At 72.3% G+C, this 20,054-nt stretch carries 13 protein-coding genes; 6 read left to right on the forward strand and 7 right to left on the reverse strand.

The features are described from left to right. Positions 1-14: 14 nt before the first annotated feature. The 7 genes from RNB18_RS19830 to zapE all read right to left on the reverse strand — a co-directional run bounded on the left by RNB18_RS19830 (position 15) and on the right by zapE (position 7,183). On the reverse strand, positions 15-884 hold the full coding sequence (locus RNB18_RS19830) for a PPK2 family polyphosphate kinase (protein ID WP_311715628.1): 870 nt from the start codon (positions 882-884) through the stop codon (positions 15-17). Between the two features lie 108 nt (positions 885-992). Continuing rightward, positions 993-2,360, reverse strand: coding sequence for a PhoX family protein (locus tag RNB18_RS19835; RefSeq protein WP_311715408.1), 1,368 nt, complete (start codon positions 2,358-2,360; stop codon positions 993-995). 100 nt (positions 2,361-2,460) lie between these two features. Beyond that, positions 2,461-3,237, reverse strand: coding sequence for a slipin family protein (locus RNB18_RS19840; protein ID WP_311715409.1), 777 nt, complete (start codon positions 3,235-3,237; stop codon positions 2,461-2,463). A 99-nt stretch (positions 3,238-3,336) separates the two neighbouring features. After that, entirely contained in the window at positions 3,337-4,818 is a 1,482-nt protein-coding gene (locus RNB18_RS19845; RefSeq protein ID WP_311715410.1) for a SulP family inorganic anion transporter, read from the reverse strand. A gap of 5 nt (positions 4,819-4,823) precedes the next feature. Continuing rightward, positions 4,824-5,402 (reverse strand): carbonic anhydrase, encoded by a 579-nt coding sequence (locus RNB18_RS19850; RefSeq protein ID WP_057611157.1) that lies wholly within the window; start codon positions 5,400-5,402, stop codon positions 4,824-4,826. A gap of 114 nt (positions 5,403-5,516) precedes the next feature. Beyond that, positions 5,517-5,909, reverse strand: a complete 393-nt coding sequence (locus tag RNB18_RS19855; RefSeq protein ID WP_311715411.1) for a hypothetical protein — start codon at positions 5,907-5,909, stop codon at positions 5,517-5,519. Positions 5,910-6,103: 194 nt separating this feature from the next. After that, positions 6,104-7,183 (reverse strand): cell division protein ZapE, encoded by a 1,080-nt coding sequence (gene zapE / locus RNB18_RS19860; protein WP_311715629.1) that lies wholly within the window; start codon positions 7,181-7,183, stop codon positions 6,104-6,106. Positions 7,184-7,256: 73 nt separating this feature from the next. Here zapE and RNB18_RS19865 point away from each other — a divergent pair, with 73 nt between their 5' ends. The 6 genes from RNB18_RS19865 to RNB18_RS19890 all read left to right on the forward strand — a co-directional run bounded on the left by RNB18_RS19865 (position 7,257) and on the right by RNB18_RS19890 (position 20,021). After that, on the forward strand, positions 7,257-8,051 hold the full coding sequence (locus RNB18_RS19865; protein WP_311715412.1) for a pyrimidine reductase family protein: 795 nt from the start codon (positions 7,257-7,259) through the stop codon (positions 8,049-8,051). Between the two features lie 152 nt (positions 8,052-8,203). After that, the gene (locus RNB18_RS19870) at positions 8,204-8,677 is read left to right on the forward strand and encodes an indole-3-glycerol phosphate synthase (protein WP_311715413.1); all 474 of its coding nucleotides are present in this window, start codon (positions 8,204-8,206) and stop codon (positions 8,675-8,677) included. A 71-nt stretch (positions 8,678-8,748) separates the two neighbouring features. Then, entirely contained in the window at positions 8,749-10,140 is a 1,392-nt protein-coding gene (murC, locus tag RNB18_RS19875) for a UDP-N-acetylmuramate--L-alanine ligase (RefSeq protein ID WP_311715414.1), read from the forward strand. Between the two features lie 13 nt (positions 10,141-10,153). Then, complete coding sequence (gene msrB, locus RNB18_RS19880; protein WP_057611153.1) at positions 10,154-10,561, forward strand: peptide-methionine (R)-S-oxide reductase MsrB; 408 nt, start codon at positions 10,154-10,156, stop codon at positions 10,559-10,561. Positions 10,562-10,692: 131 nt separating this feature from the next. Further along, a complete protein-coding gene (locus tag RNB18_RS19885) occupies positions 10,693-18,474 on the forward strand; it encodes a type I polyketide synthase (RefSeq protein WP_311715415.1) in 7,782 nt (2,593 codons plus the stop codon). Positions 18,475-18,518: 44 nt separating this feature from the next. Continuing rightward, a complete protein-coding gene (locus tag RNB18_RS19890) occupies positions 18,519-20,021 on the forward strand; it encodes a tryptophan 7-halogenase (RefSeq protein WP_311715416.1) in 1,503 nt (500 codons plus the stop codon). Positions 20,022-20,054: the final 33 nt, after the last annotated feature.

Raw genomic sequence — 20,054 nt, forward strand, 5'->3', positions numbered from 1 at the left:
GAGTACCCCGGGAGTCACTTTTCGAGCAGGCGCCTGCGTGCTTCCTCCACGTCGAAGTCCGCCTTCGGATAGCGCGGGTCCAGTCCCGACAGGTGTTCGAGAAGGAGTCGGCTGATCGCCCAGTTGCGGTACCACTTGCGGTCGGCGGGGATCAGGTACCACGGGGCGTGCGGGGTCGAGCAGCGTTCCAGTGCCAGCTCGTACGCCTGCTGGTAGGCGGGCCACAGGGCGCGGTCGTCGATGTCCGAGACGTGGAACTTCCAGTGCTTGTCCGGGCGGTCGATGCGCTTGAGCAGGCGGTCGCGCTGTTGGTCGTACGAGATGTGCAGGAAGCACTTGATCACGGTGACGCCATTGCCGGCGAGGGACCTCTCGAAGCGGTTGATCTCGTCGTAGCGGCGCTCGATCTCGGCGGCCGGGGCGAGGGCGCGGACGCGGGCGACGAGGACGTCCTCATAGTGCGAGCGGTCGAAGATGCCCAGCTCACCGGCTTGCGGGAGGGCCTTCTTGATGCGCCAGAGGAAGGGGTGCGCCCGTTCCTTGGGCGTGGGTGCCTTGAAGGCGTGGATGCGGCAGCCGGACGGGTTGAACAGACCGATGACGTGCTTGACCGTGCCGCCCTTGCCGCTGGTGTCCATGCCCTGCAGCACCAGCAGGACCCGGCGCCGGTCGCCCGCCGTGCTCGCCGCCCACAGGCGTTCCTGCAGGTCGGCGAGCGGGGTGGCCAGATCGGTCATCGCGGCCAGGCCCGCCGGCTTGTCACGGGGGCCGGCCGGGGTCTTCCGGGTGTCGTAGGAGGCGAGGTCCATCGGCTTGCCGCCGGGTACCCGCAGCAGCTCACGCAGGGCGAGGCCGTCGCCGGCCGTGGAGCCCTTCTTCGTCATACGGCCCTGCAAGTCGCTCTTCGACATGGCACACCCCTTCCGGTCCGGGTCCGGCCCCCTCGATCCTGCGCCGAGGGACCGGGGCGCGCCAGCCGTCGTGCTGGGCGGCTACCGGCGCCAGGGGCCCGTCACCGCGAAGGTCGTCCCGGGCGTGTAGCAGTTGACGTACATCGTCTGCCCGTCGGGGGAGAAGGTGACGCCCGCGAACTCGCCCCACTCCGGAGCCTCGGGCGTGCCGATGTTCTGCCGGCCGCGGGCCATGGCGTACACCTCGCCGTGCCGCGTCACGCCGAAGACGTGCTGGGCGCCGTTGCCGTCCTCGCACACCATCAGTCCGCCGCTGGGCGCGAGGCAGATGTTGTCCGGGGACTCGCCGGGCAGTTGGACGTCGGTGTCCGGGCCGAAGACGATCACCAGGGTGAGCCGGCGCGCCGAGGGGTCGTAGCGCCAGATCTGCCCGAAGTGGTCGGCGGCCGAACCCTCGGCGCTGTGCGCGAACGACGAGACGAAGTAGACGCTCTTCCCGCCCCAGTAGCAGCCCTCCAGCTTCTGGGCATGGGTGATGCCCTTCGGGCCGAAGTCCTGGAGCCGGACGGGCGTTTCGGTGGCCAGCGGGTCCGGTACGTCGACCCACTCGACGCCCTCGAAGCAGGCGCCCGTCTCCTGCACCACGGACAGGTCCGGCACTCCGGGCACCCGCATCGCCTGGAGCCGGCCGCCCGCGCGCAGTGAACCGAGGCCGCCCTCGGGCCGGTTGGGCAGGAAGCGGTAGAAGAGGCCGAAAGGCTTGAGGAAGGCGTCCTCGGTCTCGTAGACGATGCCGCGTTTCGGGTCGATCGCGATGGCCTCGTGCTGGAAGCGGCCCATCGCGGTGAGGGGGACGGCCCCGGAGCGGTGCGGGTCGACCGGGTCGACCTCGAAGATGAAGCCGTGGTCCTTGGTGTAGCCGTTGGTGCCGGCCTTGTCCTCGGTCTCCTCGCAGGTCAGCCAGGTGCCCCAAGGGGTGGGACCGCCCGCGCAGTTGACTGCGGTGCCGGCGATGGCGACCCGCTCCGACAGCACGTTGTTGCGGGAGTCCAGCGTGAGGGCCGTACAGCCGCCCTTGCCCGCCGGGTCGTAGGTGAGGCCTTTGACGGTGGGGACGGCGATGGCCGCGGTGGGGCGGTTCTCGTGGTTGCGGACCAGGTGGACGCGACCGTGTCTGCCGGGCAGGGCGGTCATGCCGTCGTGGTTGGAGGGGACCTTGCCCTCGCCGGAGCGGAGCTGGTCGCCCTCACGGGACAGGACCTTGTAGCGGAAGCCCTTCGGCAGGTCCAGCAGGCCCTTCGGGTCGGGGACGAGGGGGCCGTAGGCGGTGTGGCCGAGGGACTGGGCGGCGGCGGTGCCGGCGAAGAGTTCGGAGAGGGCGCCGCTGAAGGCGATGCCCACGCCCAAGCCGCCGGAGCGGGCCAGGACCTGACGTCGTGTTGCGGACATGGCGGAGCAACCTTCCTGCTGGCGGACAGGACTGTGACTTCGCTGTGTCTATCACCTGGGTCGGCCCGCGGGAACCACGCGCGTAGCGTGTCCCTGCCCGTCACGTGCCGGTCGGGTGCTCCTGGGCCCTCTCCAGGAAGCGCAGCAGCTCCACCGGGAAGGGCAGGACGAGCGTCGAGTTCTTCTCGGCGGCCACCGCCACGACCGTCTGCAGCAGCCTGAGTTGGAGTGCGGCGGGCTGCTCGGACATCTCCTTGGCGGCTTCCGCCAGCTTCTTCGAGGCCTGGAGTTCGGCGTCGGCGTTGATGATCCGGGCCCGGCGCTCACGGTCGGCCTCGGCCTGCCGGGCCATCGACCGCTTCATCGCGTCCGGCAGCGACACGTCCTTGATCTCGACACGGTCCACCTGCACGCCCCAGCCGACGGCGGGGCTGTCGATCATCAGCTCCAGGCCCTCGTTGAGTTTCTCGCGGTTGGACAGCAGGTCGTCCAGCTCGCTCTTGCCGATGATCGAACGGAGCGAGGTCTGGGCCATCTGGGAGACGGCGAACTTGTAGTCCTCGACCTTGACCAGGGCGTTCGCGGCGTCGACGACCCGGAAGTAGACGACCGCGTCCACGCGCACCGTCACGTTGTCCCGGGTGATGCCCTCCTGGGCCGGCACCGGCATCGTGACGATCTGCATGTTCACCTTGTGCAGCCGGTCCACCATCGGCACGACCACCGTGAACCCGGGCTCGCGCACGTTACCCGCGAGCCGCCCGAGACGGAAGACCACCCCACGCTCGTACTGCTTGACGACCCGGGCCGCCGCCGTGAGGTAGACGCACCCCGCGGCACCGGCCGCCACGGCCGCCGTCAACAGTTCCTGGAGCATTCCGACCTCCTCGTCCAGAGGTCCGTATGTCTGCTCCTGTAACGATATGCCCGGTGCCTGGTCCGGGGCCACGATCGGCCCCGGACCAGGCGGGGAGTGCTACGGAGCGGTGGCCTTCACCGGCTCGGGCTCGGTGACCCGGACCGGTTCGGTGCCGACCGCGCTGTGGCGCTCGGCCCAGTTCTCCAGCGCCGTACGGCAGGCGTGGTCCAGGTGGTGCAGACCGGAGAGGTCCAGCTCCACGGGCCGGTCCTGGGGCAGCGACTCCAGGCTGTCGAGGATCTTCGGCAGCCGCAGGAAGGTCGCGTTGCCCGACAGATGGGCCTGGATGGGGCCCGCGCCCTTGTCCACGATCTCCAGCTTGAGGTGCGAGGCCTCCCAGGCGGTCTTGACGACCGACAGGGCCAGGCCGATCAGCACGCCCTCGAACATGTTCACCGCGACGATCGAGACGGCCGTGACCACCAGGATCAGCGCCTCACCGCGGTGGCCCCGCCACAGCGACACGATCTCCCGGAAGGGGATCAGCTTGAAGCCCGCGTGGACCAGGATGCCGGCGAGCGCGGGCAGCGGGATCAGCGCCAGCGTCGAGGGCAGCAGGGCCGCGAACAGCAGCAGCCACACGCCGTGCATGACCCGGGATGCCTTGGTCTTCGCGCCCGCCTGGACGTTGGCCGAGCTGCGCACGATGACCGCGGTCATGGGCAGGGCACCGAGCGCGCCGCAGACCGCGTTGCCCGCGCCCTGGGCCATGAGCTCCTTGTCGTACTCGGTGCGCGGACCGTCGTGCAGCCGGTCCACCGCGGCGGCGCTGAACAGGCTCTCGGCGGAGGCGATCAGGGTGAAGGCGAGGATGGTGCCGAAGATCGCCGGGTTGGCCAGCTCGCCGAACGCCTCGGTGCCGGGCGGCTGGATGGACGCCAGCAGGCCGTTCACCTCGACGGTGGCGATCGACAGGCCGAAGACCTGGGTGACCAGCGTGGCCAGCAGGACCGCGGCGAGCGCGCCCGGCACGGTCTGCGCCTTCTTGGGCAGCTTCTTCCACAGCACCATGACCGCCACGGTGCCCGCGCCGACGGCGAGCGAGGCAAGGGCCGTGGTGCTGCCGAGCGCGTCGAGCGCGGCACCGGGCAGCCCCAGGATCTTGTCGATGCCGGAGGTGGGCGCCTTCAGGCCGGCCGCCGAGTAGAGCTGGCCGGCGATGAGCACGAGGCCGATTCCGGCCAGCATGCCCTCGACGACCGAGACGGATATCGCCCGGAACCAGCGCCCCAGCTTCAGGGCGCCCATGGCGAGCTGGAGCACTCCCGCGGACAGCACGATCACACCGAGGGCGGGCAGCCCGAACTCGTTGACCGCCTCGAAGACGAGGACGGTCAGACCGGCGGCCGGGCCGGAGACCTGGAGGCTGCTGCCCCGCATGAATCCGGTGACCAGACCGCCGACGATGCCGGTGACCAGGCCGAGTTCGGCCGGCACGCCGGAGGCGACGGCCACACCCACGCAGAGCGGGAGCGCGACCAGGAAGACGACCAGGGAGGCGGCGAAGTCCTGCCGCAAGTGAGGGAATTTGGTCATCATGGCGATCACAGGCCCTCGAACGCGTCGGACTCGGTGCGGTGGACGCGTACCGCGCCCGTGTGCACCTCGTAGTACCAGGCGTGCAGGGTCAGTTGTTCTTCCGCCAGCTTCTTGTCGATGAAGGGGTACGACCGCAGGCGCAGTACCTGGGCCAGGACGTGGCTCTGCACGCCCTCGGCGACGGCCGGGTCCTCGGCCGCGCCCGCGGGACGCGGGGTGGCGTGATGGAGCCAGTCGCGCACGGCCGGTACGGCGTCCAGGTCGTCGCCGCGCACCAGGGCGCCGACGGCACCGCAGTGCGAGTGTCCGCAGACCACGATGTCGCGGACGCCCAGCACCTCCACGGCGTACTCGATGGTGGCCGCCTCGCTGGTGGGGTGCTCGGAGGCGTACGGGGGGACGATGTTGCCCGCGGTGCGCAGCTCGAAGAGCTCGCCCGGGCGGGCGCCCGTGATCAGGGCCGGAACGACCCTGGAATCCGAGCAGGTGATGAACAGAACCTGGGGGGACTGGCCTTCGGCCAGCTTGGCGAACTCCTCAGGGCGCTGTCCGAACGTACGGGCGTTGTCGATGAGGGGCTGCATGTGGTGACTCCTCCTGGCGCGCAATTGGGGGCGCGTCGGGCTTACCTGGCGCGCCGAAGGGCGCGTCGGTTTACATGACAGGTGGGGGAACAGATGGGGGGAACTGCTCTGCCGTCAGCAGCGGAACACTTGAAGTGCCGCTGGAGCGTGGGCTGTCGAGGGTCTCGACAGGGGGAATTCGCCGGTTGCCACCCGCTCGGGCGCGGCCGCCGGCTCCTGAGCCGACAGCGGTCGCTCGGGCCCCTGGGGGGCGAAGTCGACGGAGCGGTGCCGGTCGCGGGTGCGCAGGGGACCGGTCGGGTCCCCGGCGTGGTTGCAGTGGCGTTTACCGGAGGCTTCGGCGCGCGCCGCCTTGCCGGAGAGCTTGATTCCGGGCTGAGCTTTGGCCTTGGCCTGACGGACGGTGTGCGCGGTTGCGAATCCCTCGGTGGATGCGAAGAAGGGGAGCGCGAGAAGGACGGCGGTGAGGACCGCCAGTACGGTCCGTACCGTCGCACCTCGGAACATGCGCCCCCCTCTCGGCAGTTCACGCTTCTAGTCCAGACCAAGCATTGGTCAATGATCGGTCAAGAAACACCTTAGCCCGGCAAAGTTGTTTGCAGGGTTAACTTAACGTTTCCAGCTGAAGAGAGGCTGAAGCGTGGCGGGTCGTGGCGCGAACCGGCTCTTGATCTTGTGAAATCGATGCGTTAGAAGGGCCCTCAGGCGCCCTCGACCAGACCCTTCGCGTCGCGCGCCAGCGCGGTGAGCCGGGATATCGCGCGGAAGTACTTCTTGCGGTAGCCGCCGTTCAGCATCTCCTCGCTGAACAGTTGGTCGAAGGGCAGCCCGGAGGCCAGCACCGGCACCTCGCGGTCGTAGAGGCGGTCCGCGAGCACCACGAGCCGAAGCGCCGTCGACTGGTCCGGCACCGGCTGGACGTCCGTGAGGCACACCGCCTTCAGACCGTCGGTCAGGGCGCCGTACCGGCTCGGGTGGACCTTGGCGAGATGCGCCAACAGGCTCGGGAAGTCGTCGAGCGAGGCGCCTTCGGTGGCGTAAGCCGCCTTGGTGACCTCCTCGTCGGCGAAGGGCGCCGGCGCCTCGGGCAGCCCGCGGTGGCGGTAGTCCTCGCCGTCGATGCGCAGGGGGTGGAAGCGTGAGGCGAGGCCCTGTATCTCGCGCAGGAAGTCGGCGGCCGCGAACCGGCCCTCGCCGAGCTTGCCCGGCAGGGTGTTGGAGGTGGCGGCGAGCGCCACGCCCGCGTCGACCAGCTTGCCGAGCAGGGTGGAGACCAGGACGGTGTCGCCCGGGTCGTCCAGTTCGAACTCGTCGATGCACAGGAGGCGGTGGCCGGAGAGCGTCTGGACCGTTTTCTGGAAGCCGAGGGCGCCGACCAGGTTGGTCAGCTCGACGAAGGTGCCGAAGGCCTTGAGGGAGGGCTCGGCCGGGGTGGCGTGCCAGAGCGAGGCCAGCAGGTGGGTCTTGCCGACGCCATAGCCGCCGTCGAGATAGACGCCGCGCGGGCCTGCCGGGGTCTTGGCCGCCTTGGCCTTCCCGAACTTTCCGAAACCGAGGAAGCCGCGGTTGCCGCCGCCGACCGCGTGTGCGCCGGAGAGGCCCGCCGCGAAATTCGCGAGGACCCGGACGGCCTCGGTCTGGCTGGGCTGGTTCGGGTCCGGGATGTACGTGTCGAAACGCACCGAGTCGAACCGCGGCGGCGGCACCATCTCGGCGACCAGCCGGTCCGCGGGGACGTGCGGCTCACGGTCGCACAGGGAGAGCGGGGCGGTGTCGGCCATGGAGCCGAACCCGGACGCGGCGGGGGAAGTAGACACGGTTCACCATGCTAAGGGCCGTGCCACACTGCACGACATGCGACGCCTGTTCCCTGTGACCGACGAGACAGCGACCCGGAGCCCGGAGGGGGCCGACCACGAGTGGGGCCTCGCCGAGCTGGCCGCCGCGTACGCGTATCCCGAGCCAGGGCCCGGCCCCGGGACCCCGGAGGTGTGGCTGCGCGCCAACATGGTGTCCACGATCGACGGGGCCGCCCAGCACGACGGCCGTTCGCAGCCCATCTCCACCGCGACCGACATGCGGATCTTCGGAACGCTGAGAGCACTGGCGGACGTGGTGATCGCCGGTGCGGAAACGGTCCGCCAGGAGGGGTACCGGCCCGCGCGCATGCGGGACGAGTTCGCGGAGCTGCGCGAGGCGGCCGGACAGGGCCCGGTCCCGGCGATCGCGGTGGTCACCGCGAGCCTGGACCTGGACTTCTCCCTCCCGCTGTACACCTCGCCCCTGGTGCCCACGCTGATCCTCACGGGCGCAGCGGCCGCCCCGGACCGGATCGCCGCGGCCGAGAAGGCGGGCGCGCGCGTGGTGATCGCCGGGGACGGTGTCGGCGTGGACCCCGCGCGGGCGGTACGGGCGCTCGCCGAGCTGGGACACACCCGGCTGCTGACCGAGGGCGGCCCCCGGCTGCTCGGCCAGCTGGTGGCCGCCGGAGTGCTCGACGAGCTCTGTCTGACCCTGTCCCCGATGCTCACCGCGGGGGACGCGCAGCGGATCGCCGGGGGGCCGTCGGTGGCGGTGCCGGCCCGGTTCGCACTGGACTCCCTGCTGGAGGAGGACGGGTTCCTCTACAGCAGGTACCGCAGGGCTTGACCGCGCGGATGCGGGTACGAGCGGTACCGCTGACGTCGACATCGATGGAATCTGTCGTTCCGCTTGCTTCCGGCGGGCACACTCAATCCGGCAGTACCGTGCGACCACGGGGCAGGATGGTTTCCGCAGAGCGTAGGAGAAGGGGACGCCCGGTGTTCACAAGCGTTTTGATGATCGAGAAGGCCCTGACGTCCGCCGACGTGGAGTTCGTCACCACCTTGCACGGTGACGAGTCGGTCGCGTTCCATGTGCTGCTCCAGCCGCGGGGGGATCAGGCCGACCGCCTGCTGCGGGCCATCGACGACGTGGCGCTGGGCGAGCTGGACGAGGCCGTACGGGAGCGGGAGACCCCCGAGGGTCAGGCCGCGAAGCCCTTCGGGCAGCGGGCGCTGGAGGTGTCTCTCCAGGCGCTGCGGGTTACCGGGAGCGAGGCGGACGGACAGCTGATCGAGGACCATCCGCTGGACGCGCTCAGGGCGATGGTGGAGGAGACCGGGGCCGACGAGGTGATCGTGCTGACCGATCCCCACTACGTGGAGGAGTTCTTCCACCGGGACTGGGCGTCGAGAGCGCGGCACAAGGTGGGCGTGCCGGTGCTGAAGCTGTTCTCGCACAGCAAGGAGTAGGGGCCGGCCGCGCTCGCCGCAGGCAATAAGCTGGGGCCTTCGCCGTAGCCGTATGCACAGGGAGACACCACATGGCCCCCGGCCTTCCTACCGCCATGGACCGACCGCACTTCATCGGGATCGGTGGGGCCGGGATGTCGGGTATCGCGAAGATCCTCGCGCAGCGTGGGGCGAAGGTGGCCGGCAGTGACGCCAAGGACTCCCCGACCGCCGAGGCGCTGCGGGCGCTGGGCGCGACCGTGCACATCGGGCACGCGGCGGAGCACCTGGCGTCCGACGCCACCTGCGTGGTCGTGTCGTCGGCGATCCGGGCCGACAACCCGGAGCTGGCGCGGGCGGCCGAGCTCGGCATCCCCGTGGTGCACCGGTCCGACGCCCTCGCCTCGCTGATGGACGGCCTGCGGCCGATCGCGGTCGCCGGTACCCACGGCAAGACCACGACCACGTCGATGCTGGCCGTCTCGCTGAGCGCACTGGGCCTGAAGCCGTCGTACGCGATCGGCGGCGACCTGGACGCCCCCGGCTCGAACGCCCTGCACGGCGAGGGCGAGATCTTCGTCGCCGAGGCGGACGAATCCGACCGCAGCTTCCACAAGTACGCCCCCGAGGTCGCGATCGTCCTCAACGTCGAGCTCGACCACCACGCCAACTACGCGTCGATGGACGAGATCTACGCCTCCTTCGAGACGTTCGTCGACCGCGTCACCGAGGGCGGCACGCTGGTGATCTCGGCGGATCACGCGGGCGCGCGGGAGCTGACCCGGCGCGTCACCGCGTGTGACGTGAGGGTGGTGACCTACGGCGACGCCGAGGACGCCGAGGTGCGCGTGCTGTCGGTCGTTCCGCAGGGGCTGAAGAGCGAGGTCACCGTGGAGCTGGACGGCTCGCCGCTCACCTTCACCGTGTCCGTGCCCGGCCGCCACTACGCACACAACGCGGTGGCCGCGCTCGCGGCGGGCGTCGCGCTGGGTGTCCCGGCCGCCGAACTGGCTCCCGCCCTGGCCGCGTACACGGGCGTCAAGCGGCGCCTGCAGCTCAAGGGCGAGGCGGCCGGAGTGCAGGTCATCGACTCCTACGCCCACCACCCCACCGAGATGACGGCGGACCTGGAGGCCATGCGGGCGGCGGCCGGTGACGCCCGCATCCTGGTCGTCTTCCAGCCCCATCTGTTCTCGCGGACGCAGGAGCTCGGCAAGGAGATGGGCGAGGCGCTCGCGGCGGCGGACGGCTCGCTGGTCCTCGACATCTACCCGGCCCGCGAGGACCCGATCCCCGGGGTGACGAGCGAGCTGATCATCGACGCGGCGCGGGCCGCGGGCGCTGACGTGACGCCCGTCCACGACAAGGCGGACGTGGCGTCGGTGGTCGCGGGAATGGCGAAGGCCGGTGATCTCGTTCTCACCATGGGCGCGGGTGACGTGACGGACCTGGGCCCGCTGATCCTGGACCGTCTCGCGAAGTAAGGGGCTGAGCTTCATGTCGTACGACGTCGAAAAGCCGGACGAGCAGTGGCGTGCGGAGCTGACCCCGGCCGAGTACGCCGTACTCCGTCAGGCCGGGACGGAGCCCGCCTTCACCGGTGAATACACCAACAGCAAGACCACGGGCGTGTACTCCTGTCGCGCCTGCGGGGCCGAACTCTTCACCTCCACCACGAAGTTCGAGTCCCACTGCGGCTGGCCGTCCTTCTACGACCCGAAGGACACCGACGCGGTCGAACTGATCGCGGACCGCTCCCACGGCATGGTCCGCACCGAGGTCCGCTGCGCCCGCTGCGGCTCGCATCTCGGACACGTGTTCGAGGGTGAGGGGTATCCGACGCCCACCGACCAGCGGTACTGCATCAACAGCATCTCGTTGCGGTTGACGGCGGACGAGGGCTGACGGAGGGGTCCCGGTCACGTTTCCTCCGGACGCCGACCGATCAACTCCGGCCACATGGGCCCTCTTTGTGATGCGGTGCCGGGCGCGCGGGCGGGATACGGTGCGGACTCGGTGATCCAGAAGGAGGCCCGATGCGCGTCGGGGGAGTGGCCGAGGTCCGGCCCGTGGTGGAGTTGCTGGTCGAGAACTCCTCGCGATACGGCGGGAAGCTCGCGTTCGCCGACGACCGCCGGGCGGTGAGCTGGGCCGAACTGGAGCTCCGCACCAGGCGGTTGGCGGGTGCGCTGGACGTCGGGCGCGGGGCCAGGGTGGCGTTCTGTCTCGACAACAGCGTGGAGCTGGTCGAGGGGCTGCTCGCGACGGTCCGAGCCGCCGCTGTCGGGGTGCCGTTGAGCCCGCGCGGGACCCACGCCGAATTAGCGGCGCTGCTCGCGGACTGTGATCCGGAGGTACTGGTCGTCGACCGGCGGCAGTTGGCCCGGATCGCCAGTGTGGTCGGGGAGCGGTCGCCGCGACTGGTGGTGACCGGCGAGGGGCCGGTGCCGGAGGGGGTCGTGCACTTCGACGACCTGGTGGCGGGCGGCCGTTCACCCGAACCGCGCGACGATCTCGGTCTGGACGAGCCCGCCTGGCTGCTCTACACCTCCGGCACCTCGGGCACTCCCCGGGCCGCCGTCGCCAGTCAGCGGTCCGCGCTCTGGTCGCCGGTCGCCTGCTATGTGCCCCGGCTGGGGCTGGCGGCGGACGACCGGCTGCTGTGGCCGCTGCCGCTCGCGCACACCTACGCCCACTCGCTCTGCGTGCTCGGCACGACCGTGGCGGGCGGCAGCGCGCGGATCACCGCGGTGCGGGAACCGGCCGCGCTGTTACGGCTCATCGACGAGTTCGCTCCGACGGTTCTGGGCGGAGTGCCCCTCACCTACCAGCAGTTGCTCGACGCCGGACTCGGCGAAGTGCCCTCGCTGCGGGTGTGCGTCACCGCCGGGGCGCCGAGCGAGCCGGAGCTGCGGGAGCGGGTCGAGGGGCGGCTCGGGGCGCCCCTGCTCGACGGATACGGCAGCACCGAGACCTGCGGCAAGATCGCCATGGAGTCACTGGCGGGGCCGCGGGTGCGGGGGAGCAGCGGGGCGGTGCTGCCGGGCATGGAGGTGCGGCTCGCCGACCCCGGGACCGGGGAGGAGGCCGTCGGCGCCGAGGGCGAGATCTGGGTGCGCGGGCCCGGCGTCATGCTCGGCTACCACGACGGGGACGCGGTGGCCGGGGAGGGCTGGTACCGCACCGGTGACCTGGGGCGGTTCGGTGAGCACGGAGCTCTGACCGTCACGGGACGCGTGAACGACCGGATCGTCCGCGGTGGCGAGAACGTCGACCCCGTCGAGGTCGAGCAGGTGCTGCGCGGGCTGCCCGGAGTGCTGGACGCGGCCGTGGTGGCGCGGCCGCACCCGCTGCTCGGAGAGGTCCCGGTCGCGTTCGTCGTACCGGGGGAGCGGGGCCTCGACACGGGTGCCCTGCTGCGGGCGTGCGCCGAGGTGCTCTCCGCGCACAAGGTGCCCGACGATGTCCTGTTCACCCCGGCCATCCCGCGCACCGCGGCCGGCAAGCCGCGGCGGGCCGTCCTCAGAGAAGGCCTCGCCGCACGCCCGGCCGAGGAGACCCTCGCGGGCCTCGCCGACCGCACCCCGGCGGAGCGGCGGGCGGCACTGACCGAGCTGGTGTGCGCGGAGACGGCGGCGATCGGTGGGGCGGAGGCCGTCGGCGAGCCGGTCGCTTCCGACGGGTCGGTGGCCGGTGGTACGCCCGCGCTCGCCCCGGCCGCCGGCGGCCGTGAGGCGCCCGTCACCGACGCGGCGGCGATCGACCCCCACACCGCCTTCGCCGACCTTGGTCTCACCTCCATGGGCGCGATGAACCTGTGGCACCGGCTCAGCCTCCGCACCGGACTGCGGCTGCCCGCCACCCTGGTCTGGGACCACCCCACCCCCGCCGCGCTCGCCGCCCACCTGGACGAGCGCCTCCACGGCGGCTCCCGCGAGACGGCACAGCCGCGCCGCGGCCCCGCCGCGGAGCCGATCGCGATCGTGGCCGTCGGCTGCCGTTACCCGGGCGGGGTGCGCTCGCCCGAGGATCTCTGGCGGCTGGTGTCCGACGGCGTGGACGCCACCGGCGAGTTCCCGGCCGACCGGGGCTGGGACGTCGACGCCCTGTACCACCCCGACCCCGACCGGCTCGGGACGACGTACACCCGACGCGGCGGTTTCCTCACCGACGCGGCCGACTTCGACCCGCTGTTCTTCGGTATCTCGCCGCGCGAGGCCACCGCCACGGACCCGCAGCACCGGCTGCTGCTGGAGGTCGCCTGGGAGACGCTGGAGCGTGCGGGCATCCCCGCGCCCTCGCTGCGCGGCAGCGCCACCGGCGTCTACGTCGGTCTGATGCACGGCGGATACGGCGGCGGGGCGTCGCAGCACCCGCTGGAGGCGCACCTCGGTGCCGGTTCGGCGGGCAGCGTGGCCTCCGGACGGATCTCCTACGTGCTGGGCCTGCGCGGCCCGGCCCTGACCGTCGACACGGCCTGCTCGTCCTCCCTCGTCGCCATGGACCTGGCCGCCGCGGCGCTGCGCGCGGGCGAGTGCACCCTCGCGCTGGCCGGCGGGGTGACCGTCCTGGCCAGTCCCAAGCCGTTCGTGGTGTTCAGCCGGCAGCGCGGGCTGTCGGCGGACGGCCGCTGCCGGTCCTTCGCGGACGGCGCGGACGGCACCGCGTGGGCCGAGGGGGTCGGCCTGGTGCTGCTGGAGAAGCTGTCCGACGCCCGGCGCAACGGCCACCCGGTTCTGGCGGTGCTGCGGGGCTCCGCCGTCAACCAGGACGGCGCGTCCAACGGCCTCACAGCCCCGAACGGCGAGGCTCAACGGGAGCTGATCCGGCTGGCGTTGGCCGACGCCGGACTCCGCACGGCCGACGTCGACGCCGTCGAGGGCCACGGCACCGGGACCGCGCTCGGCGACCCCATCGAGGCGGGCGCCCTGCTGGCCACCTACGGCCGGGACCGGGAACCGGACGACCCCGTCTGGCTGGGCTCGGTCAAGTCGAACTTCGGGCACACCCAGGCCGCGGCCGGGGTGGCCGGCGTCATCAAGATGATCGAGGCGATGCGCCACGGCGAACTGCCCAGGTCGCTGTACGCGGGGCAGCCGTCGCCGCACGTCGACTGGTCCGACGGGGCGGTACGGCTGCTGGACCGGGCCCGGCCCTGGCCGCAGCGTGACCGGCCGCGCCGGGCGGCGGTCTCCTCGTTCGGGATCGGCGGGACCAACGCGCACGTGATCATCGAGGAGCCGGAGGAAGCCGAGGAGGAACCCCGGAACGTCGGCTCCAGCGGCCCGCGCACCGCCGCCCCCTGGCTCGTCAGCGGCAGCGACGAGGCCGGACTCCGGGCCCACGCGAGGGAGTTGGCGGCTGCTCTCGCCGACGTGCAGGGTGACGCGGCCGCCCTGGATGTCGCGTACTCGCTCGCCACCACCCGGACTCCGCTCCCGCGCCGCGCCGCCGTGCTGGCCGCCGACGCCGACGGACTCCTCGCCGGGCTCCGGGAGTTGGCCGACGGCGCCGACAGCCCCGCACTGCGCAAGGGCACCGTGCGCGGCACCTCCAAGGTGGCGCTGCTCTGTGCGGGCCAGGGCGCCCAGCGGACCGGTATGGGCAGGGAACTGGCCGCCGCCTTCCCCGCGTTCGCCAAGGCGTTCACCGAACTGTGCGACGCCTTCACCCCGTTGCTGGGCCTACCCCTGCGCGAGGTGATCGACGACCCCGACAGCGATCTCCTGCACCGCACCGACTACGCCCAGCCCGCCCTGTTCGCCTACGAGGTCGCGCTGCACACCCTCCTCGCCGACTGCGGGGTACGGCCCAACTTCCTGGTCGGCCACTCGATCGGCGAACTGGCCGCCGCCCACATCGCGGGCGTCCTCTCGCGGTCCGACGCGGTACGGCTGGTGGCCGCGCGGGGCCGGCTGATGGCCGCACTCCCCACAGGCGGAGCGATGTTCGCCGTACGGGCGCCCCTGACGGACGTGGTGAAACGGCTCGACGAGGTGCCTGGTGCCCGGGTCGCCGTCGCGGCGGTCAACGGCCCCGAGTCCGTGGTGCTGTCCGGCGAAGAGGAGGCGGTGTCCGCCCTGGCGGCTCGACTCGGGCGGACGGCGACCAGGTTGAAGGTCAGCCACGCCTTCCACTCGCCGCTGCTCGACCCGATGCTGGAGGAGTTCCGGGAGGTCGCCGAGTCGGTCACCTACCACCGGCCTTCCCTGCCGGTGGTGTCGACGCTGACCGGCCGCCCGGAGCCGGACGCGATCCGGACCGCCGAGTACTGGGTACGCCAGGCACGCGAGACCGTGCGGTTCGCCGACGCGGTGCGGTGGCTGGCGGGGGCGGGGGTGACGGCGTACGTGGAGGCCGGACCGTCGGCTGCGCTGAGCGCGGCGGCCGAGGAGTGCGTCGAGCCGGACTCCGGGGCCCTGTTCACGTCCGCTGCCGAGACGGCCGTGGCCCTGGCGGAGCTGCACGTCCACGGTGTGCCGGTGGACTGGCGGTCCGTGTACGCCGGGACCGGCGCCCGGCGGCGGCCGTTGCCGACGTACCCCTTCCAGCGGCAGCGCTACTGGCTCGACGTGCGGGGCGACGACAGCGGTGACGACCGGAAGCTGGTCGGACCGGCGCAGCCGGACGCCGACGGGCCCCGGACCCGCTACAGCGGTGTGCTGTCCACCACGCGGCAGCCCTGGCTCGCGGACCATGTGATCGGCGACCGGGTGCTGGTGCCCGCGACGGTCTTCGCCGAGCTGGCGTTCCGGGCGGCCGGGGCAGGCACGGCGGAGGGCTCGCCACGGCTGTCCGAGCTGGTCCTCCACGAGCCGCTGGTGCTGCCCGTGTCGGAGCAGGTGCCGATCCAGGTGGTCGCGGACACCCCGGATCAGGAGGGGAACCGCCCGGTCACCGTGTGGGCACGCACGGGCACGACGTGGACCCGCCATGCCGAGGCGTCGGTCGCCGTGGCAGGCACACCACCCGCCGCCGCTCAGGACACGCCCTGGCCGCCCGCCGGCGCCGAGGAGCTCGCCGTCGACTATGCGCGGCCCGCCGCGTACGGCCACCACTACGGCCGGGCCTTCCGCGCGGTCACCAGGCTCTGGCGGCGCGGCGCCGAGACGTTCGCGGAGCTGGCACTTCAGCCGCAGGAGGCGGCGGAGGCCGGCTCGTACACCCTGCATCCCGCGCTGTTCGACGCGGCCCTGCACGCCGCGCTGCTGGCCGCGGGCCCGGGCGAGGCGCGGGTTCCGCTCGCCTGTACCGGAGTGAGCGTGCACGCGACCGGCGCCACCGCCGCGAGGGCGCGTCTGGAGCGGCTCGGACCCGACGAGGTACGGGTGACGCTGACCGGCATGGACGGGCGGCCCCTGGCCACCGTCGAGTCCCTGGTCACCCGGGTGGTGAAAGTCCGGCCCACCGAGCTGTACAAGGTGGCCTGGCGGCCCGCCACGGAAGCCGGACACGCCGACACCGCGTACGAACTGCTCGATGCGGCACACCCGTCGGCCGGGTCCTGCGAGGACATGCCGGGCCGGGCCCGTGACCTCGTCACGGCCGTCCTCGCCCGCGTACGCGACTGGGTCGCCGGCCCCCGGCCGGGCCGTCTGCTGGTACTCACCCACCACGCCACCGGGGACGACCCGGATCCGGCGCAGGCCGCGGTGACCGGGTTCCTGCGCAGCGCCCAGTCCGAGCACCCCGGCCGGATCGTGCAGGTCGACCTCCGCGGCGGCACCGCCACGCCCGCGGCACTGGACGCGGCCCTGCGCACCGGCGAACCCCAACTCGCCCTGCACGACGGCACGGTCCTGGTGCCCAGGCTGGTCACCGCAGGCCCTGCGAGCGCCCCGCCACCCGCCCTCGACCCCGACGGCACCGTGCTGATCACCGGCGGCACGGGTGCGCTCGCCGCGAGCCTCGCCCGGTACCTCGTGGCCGAACACGGGGCACGGCACCTGCTGGTGGCGAGCCGCAGTGGCCGTACTCCCGACTGGGCGGCCGAACTGCCCGCGGCCGTAAGGGTGGTGGCCTGTGACGTGAGCGACCGGGCGGTCGTCGACGCACTGGTCGGGTCCTGCAGTCCACCCCTGACCGGCGTGTTCCATCTGGCCGGAGTGGTGGCCGACGGCGTGGTGGACGGCATGACGCCGGAGCGGGTGGCCGAGGTGCTGGCGCCCAAGGCGGACGCCGCCTGGCATCTGCACGAGGCGACCGAGGACCTGGGACTGTCCGCGTTCGTGCTGTACTCCTCGGCCGCCGGTGTGCTGGGCCGGCCGGGACAGTCCAACTACGCGGCCGCCAACGGCTTCCTCGACGCGCTGGCCGAGTACCGGACCGCCCGCGGGCTGCCCGCGCAGTCCCTCGCGTGGGGCCCTTGGACCACCGCGCACGGCGAGGGCATGGCGGGCCGGGTCGCGCCGAACCTTCCGGCCGAGGGCGAGGTGCCCGCGGTCACCGAGCAGACGGGCGTCGAACTGCTGGACTCCGCGCTGCGCACGGCGGAACCGGTGCTGGTGCCCGTCCCGTTCGCCCGCGCCACGGCGAGCGGCTCGACCCTGCCGCCGGTGCTCGCCGACCTGCTTCCGCCGCGTCCGGCACCGGTCGCCGCGGCACCGGCGACCGACCAGGCTCCCGGTGCCTGGCGCAAGAGGCTCGCGGCGACTCCCGAGGCCGACCGCGCCCGTGTGCTGGCGGGTCTGCTCCGCGCCGAACTGGCCGCGGTGCTCGGTTTCCCGGACGCGGACGCGTTCCCCGCCGACCGGGAGTTCGGACAGCTCGGCTTCGACTCGCTGACGGCCCTTCAGTTCCGCAACCGGCTCAGCGCGTTCACGCGGGTGCGGCTGGCATCGACGGTCGTCCTCGAGCATCCGACGCTGGAGGGGCTGTCGGCGCACCTCCTCGACGCGTTGGGGCAGGCGGGTGCGTTGCCGGAACCAAAGGAGCCGAAGGAGCCGGAGGGCACCCCGGTGACGGAGACGACGGCTCAAGTACCACCGTCCGCCTACCGGTTCAGCACCCTCTACCACCGCGTCCTGGGCGAGCAGGGCCCGCTGGAGGCGATGACCCTGCGGTACGTCGCCTCGTACGCCCTGCCGTCCTTCACCGCGGCCGACCGCGCCCGGCATGCCGTCGGGCCCGTCCGGCTCGCCCGAAGCGGCACCGGAGGAAGTGCCGCCGCGCTCGCCTACATCCCCGACTACCTCGCACCCTTCCAGCGCGTCCCTGCCGGACTGGCCCGGCAGTTCGCCGGCGAGCGGGACGTGTACCTGCTGGAGCACCCCGGATTCGGGGCCGGCCGGGCGGTGCCGGACTCGATGGAGACGCTGGCGCGAGTGCACGCCGACGCGGTGCGGGAGATCGCCCGGGGCGGCCCCGTGGTCCTGGTCGGCTACTGCGCAGGGGGTGTGATCGCGCACGAGGTGGCACGCCGGCTGGCGACCGCCGGAGAGCCGCCGGCCGGTGTCGTCCTGATCGACTCCCACGCGGGCGTGCTCCAGCGCGGTGACGCGCGCGCACTCGCCCTGATGGCCGCCGGTGCCGCCCTGCCGGCCGACGTCGTCGCGGAGTTCGACGACTCGTTGCTGATCGCGGGCGGCGGCTATGCGCGCGTTCTCGAGGGATGGCACCCCGAGCCGTCCCCCGTGCCGACGCTGCTGCTGCGCGGCCGCCCGACCGCCGAGATGCGGAGGATCGACCCCGAGGGGGACTGGCTGCCGCACTGGCCGCTGCCCCACGACACCGCGGACGTCCCCGGCGACCACTATTCCGTCGTCCACCAGGACGCCGACTCCACGGCCGCGGCGATCCGCGCCTGGATGCCCGCGTAGGCCCACGACCCGCGTAACCCCGAGACCGAGAAGTGGAGTTCCCGATGGACCCCGAGTACGACCTGATCGTCGTCGGTGGCGGGCCGGCCGGCTCGACCGCCGCGGCCGCCGTGGCGATGCGCGGGCACCGGGTGCTGCTGCTGGAGCGGGAGACCTTCCCGAGGTACCAGATCGGCGAGTCGCTGCTGCCGGCGACCGTGCACGGTCTGTGCGGCATCCTCGGTGTCGCCGAGGAGGTCGCCGAGGCCGGGTTCACCCTCAAGCGCGGCGGCACCCTGCGCTGGGGGCGCGACCCGAAGCCGTGGCAGTTCTCCTTCTCCATGACGCCCCGGCTGCCCGAACCCACGGCGACCGCCTTCCAGGTGGAGCGCTCCCGGTTCGACGAGATCCTGCTGCGCAACGCCGCCCGCGTCGGCGCCGAGGTGCGGGAGGGCAGCACGGTGCGCCGGGTCGTCGCCGACGACGAGCGGGTGCGCGGGGTCGAGTACACCGACGGTGACGGCAACGCCCGTACCGCGTACGGCCGTTACGTGATCGACGCGTCCGGCAACACCAGCCGGGTGCACTCCGGGGTGGGCGGGAGGCGGGTGTACTCGGACTTCTTCCGCAACCTCGCCGTGTTCGGGTACTTCGCGGGCGGACGCCGGCTCCCCGAGCCGAACAGGGGCAACATCTTCTGTGCCGCGTTCGACGCCGGCTGGCTCTGGTACATCCCGCTGCGCGACGACCTGACCAGCGTCGGCGCCGTGATCTCGCCCGAGCACACCGCCGCCGTCCAGCGGGATCCGCGCTCTGCCTGGCAGGACATGATCCGGGCCTGCCCGGAGGTCGCCGAACTGCTCGACGGAGTGCCGGCCGCGACCGAGCCGCCGTACGACCAGGTGCGGGTGCGCAAGGACTGGTCGTACTGGAAGACGTCCTTCTGGACGCCCGGCATGGCGCTCGTCGGTGACGCCGCCTGCTTCGTGGACCCGGTGCTGTCGTCCGGCGTCCATCTGGCCACCTACGGTGCCCTGCTGGCGGCCCGCGCGGTCAACTCGGCACTCGACGGCAGTGTGCCCGAGGAGCGCGGCTTCGCCGAGTTCGAGGCGCGATACCGGCGTGAGTACGGGGTGTTCTACGAGTTCCTCATCGCCTTCTACGACATGGAGCGCAACGACGCGTCCTACTTCTGGTCCGCGAAGAAGGTCACGAAGGTCGACAGCACCGAGGTGGCCGCCTTCGCCGAGCTGGCGGGCGGACTGGTCTCGGGTGACTCGGCGGTGCTGGGCCCGGACCGGCTCGGGGACCACTGGAGTGCCGCGGCGGCCGAACTGGAGGGCGCGGTGGGCCGGTTGGCGACCACTGACGACCGGGTGAACCCGCTGCTGTCCACGCGGGTCGTCGGCGAGACCTTCCGGACCGGCAACGATCTCCAGGAGCAGGCGCTCTACGGCGGCCCCCTGGACGGCACCGGTCCGACGGGCCCGGGCCACCTCGTCGCCTCCGCGGACGGGCTGGGCTGGGACACGGCTCGAGGAACGGCCGCCCCGCGGGGCGATGAATGACCGAACCATTGGTGTGTTGACTTTCGGCTGGAC

The sequence above is a fragment of the Streptomyces doebereineriae genome, from assembly GCF_031845645.1.
GTDB lineage: Bacteria > Actinomycetota > Actinomycetes > Streptomycetales > Streptomycetaceae > Streptomyces > Streptomyces canus.

Excerpts from the sequence above, each read along its gene's own strand:
- RNB18_RS19830 (WP_311715628.1), bottom strand. The coding sequence starts at position 884 with ATGACGAAGAAGGGCTCCACGGCCGGCGACGGCCTCGCCCTGCGTGAG.
- RNB18_RS19835 (WP_311715408.1), bottom strand. The coding sequence starts at position 2,360 with ATGTCCGCAACACGACGTCAGGTCCTGGCCCGCTCCGGCGGCTTGGGC.
- RNB18_RS19840 (WP_311715409.1), bottom strand. The coding sequence starts at position 3,237 with ATGCTCCAGGAACTGTTGACGGCGGCCGTGGCGGCCGGTGCCGCGGGG.
- RNB18_RS19845 (WP_311715410.1), bottom strand. The coding sequence starts at position 4,818 with ATGATGACCAAATTCCCTCACTTGCGGCAGGACTTCGCCGCCTCCCTG.
- RNB18_RS19850 (WP_057611157.1), bottom strand. The coding sequence starts at position 5,402 with ATGCAGCCCCTCATCGACAACGCCCGTACGTTCGGACAGCGCCCTGAG.
- RNB18_RS19855 (WP_311715411.1), bottom strand. The coding sequence starts at position 5,909 with ATGTTCCGAGGTGCGACGGTACGGACCGTACTGGCGGTCCTCACCGCC.
- zapE (WP_311715629.1), bottom strand. The coding sequence starts at position 7,183 with ATGGCCGACACCGCCCCGCTCTCCCTGTGCGACCGTGAGCCGCACGTC.
- RNB18_RS19865 (WP_311715412.1), top strand. The coding sequence starts at position 7,257 with ATGCGACGCCTGTTCCCTGTGACCGACGAGACAGCGACCCGGAGCCCG.
- murC (WP_311715414.1), top strand. The coding sequence starts at position 8,749 with ATGGCCCCCGGCCTTCCTACCGCCATGGACCGACCGCACTTCATCGGG.
- msrB (WP_057611153.1), top strand. The coding sequence starts at position 10,154 with ATGTCGTACGACGTCGAAAAGCCGGACGAGCAGTGGCGTGCGGAGCTG.
- RNB18_RS19885 (WP_311715415.1), top strand. The coding sequence starts at position 10,693 with ATGCGCGTCGGGGGAGTGGCCGAGGTCCGGCCCGTGGTGGAGTTGCTG.
- RNB18_RS19890 (WP_311715416.1), top strand. The coding sequence starts at position 18,519 with ATGGACCCCGAGTACGACCTGATCGTCGTCGGTGGCGGGCCGGCCGGC.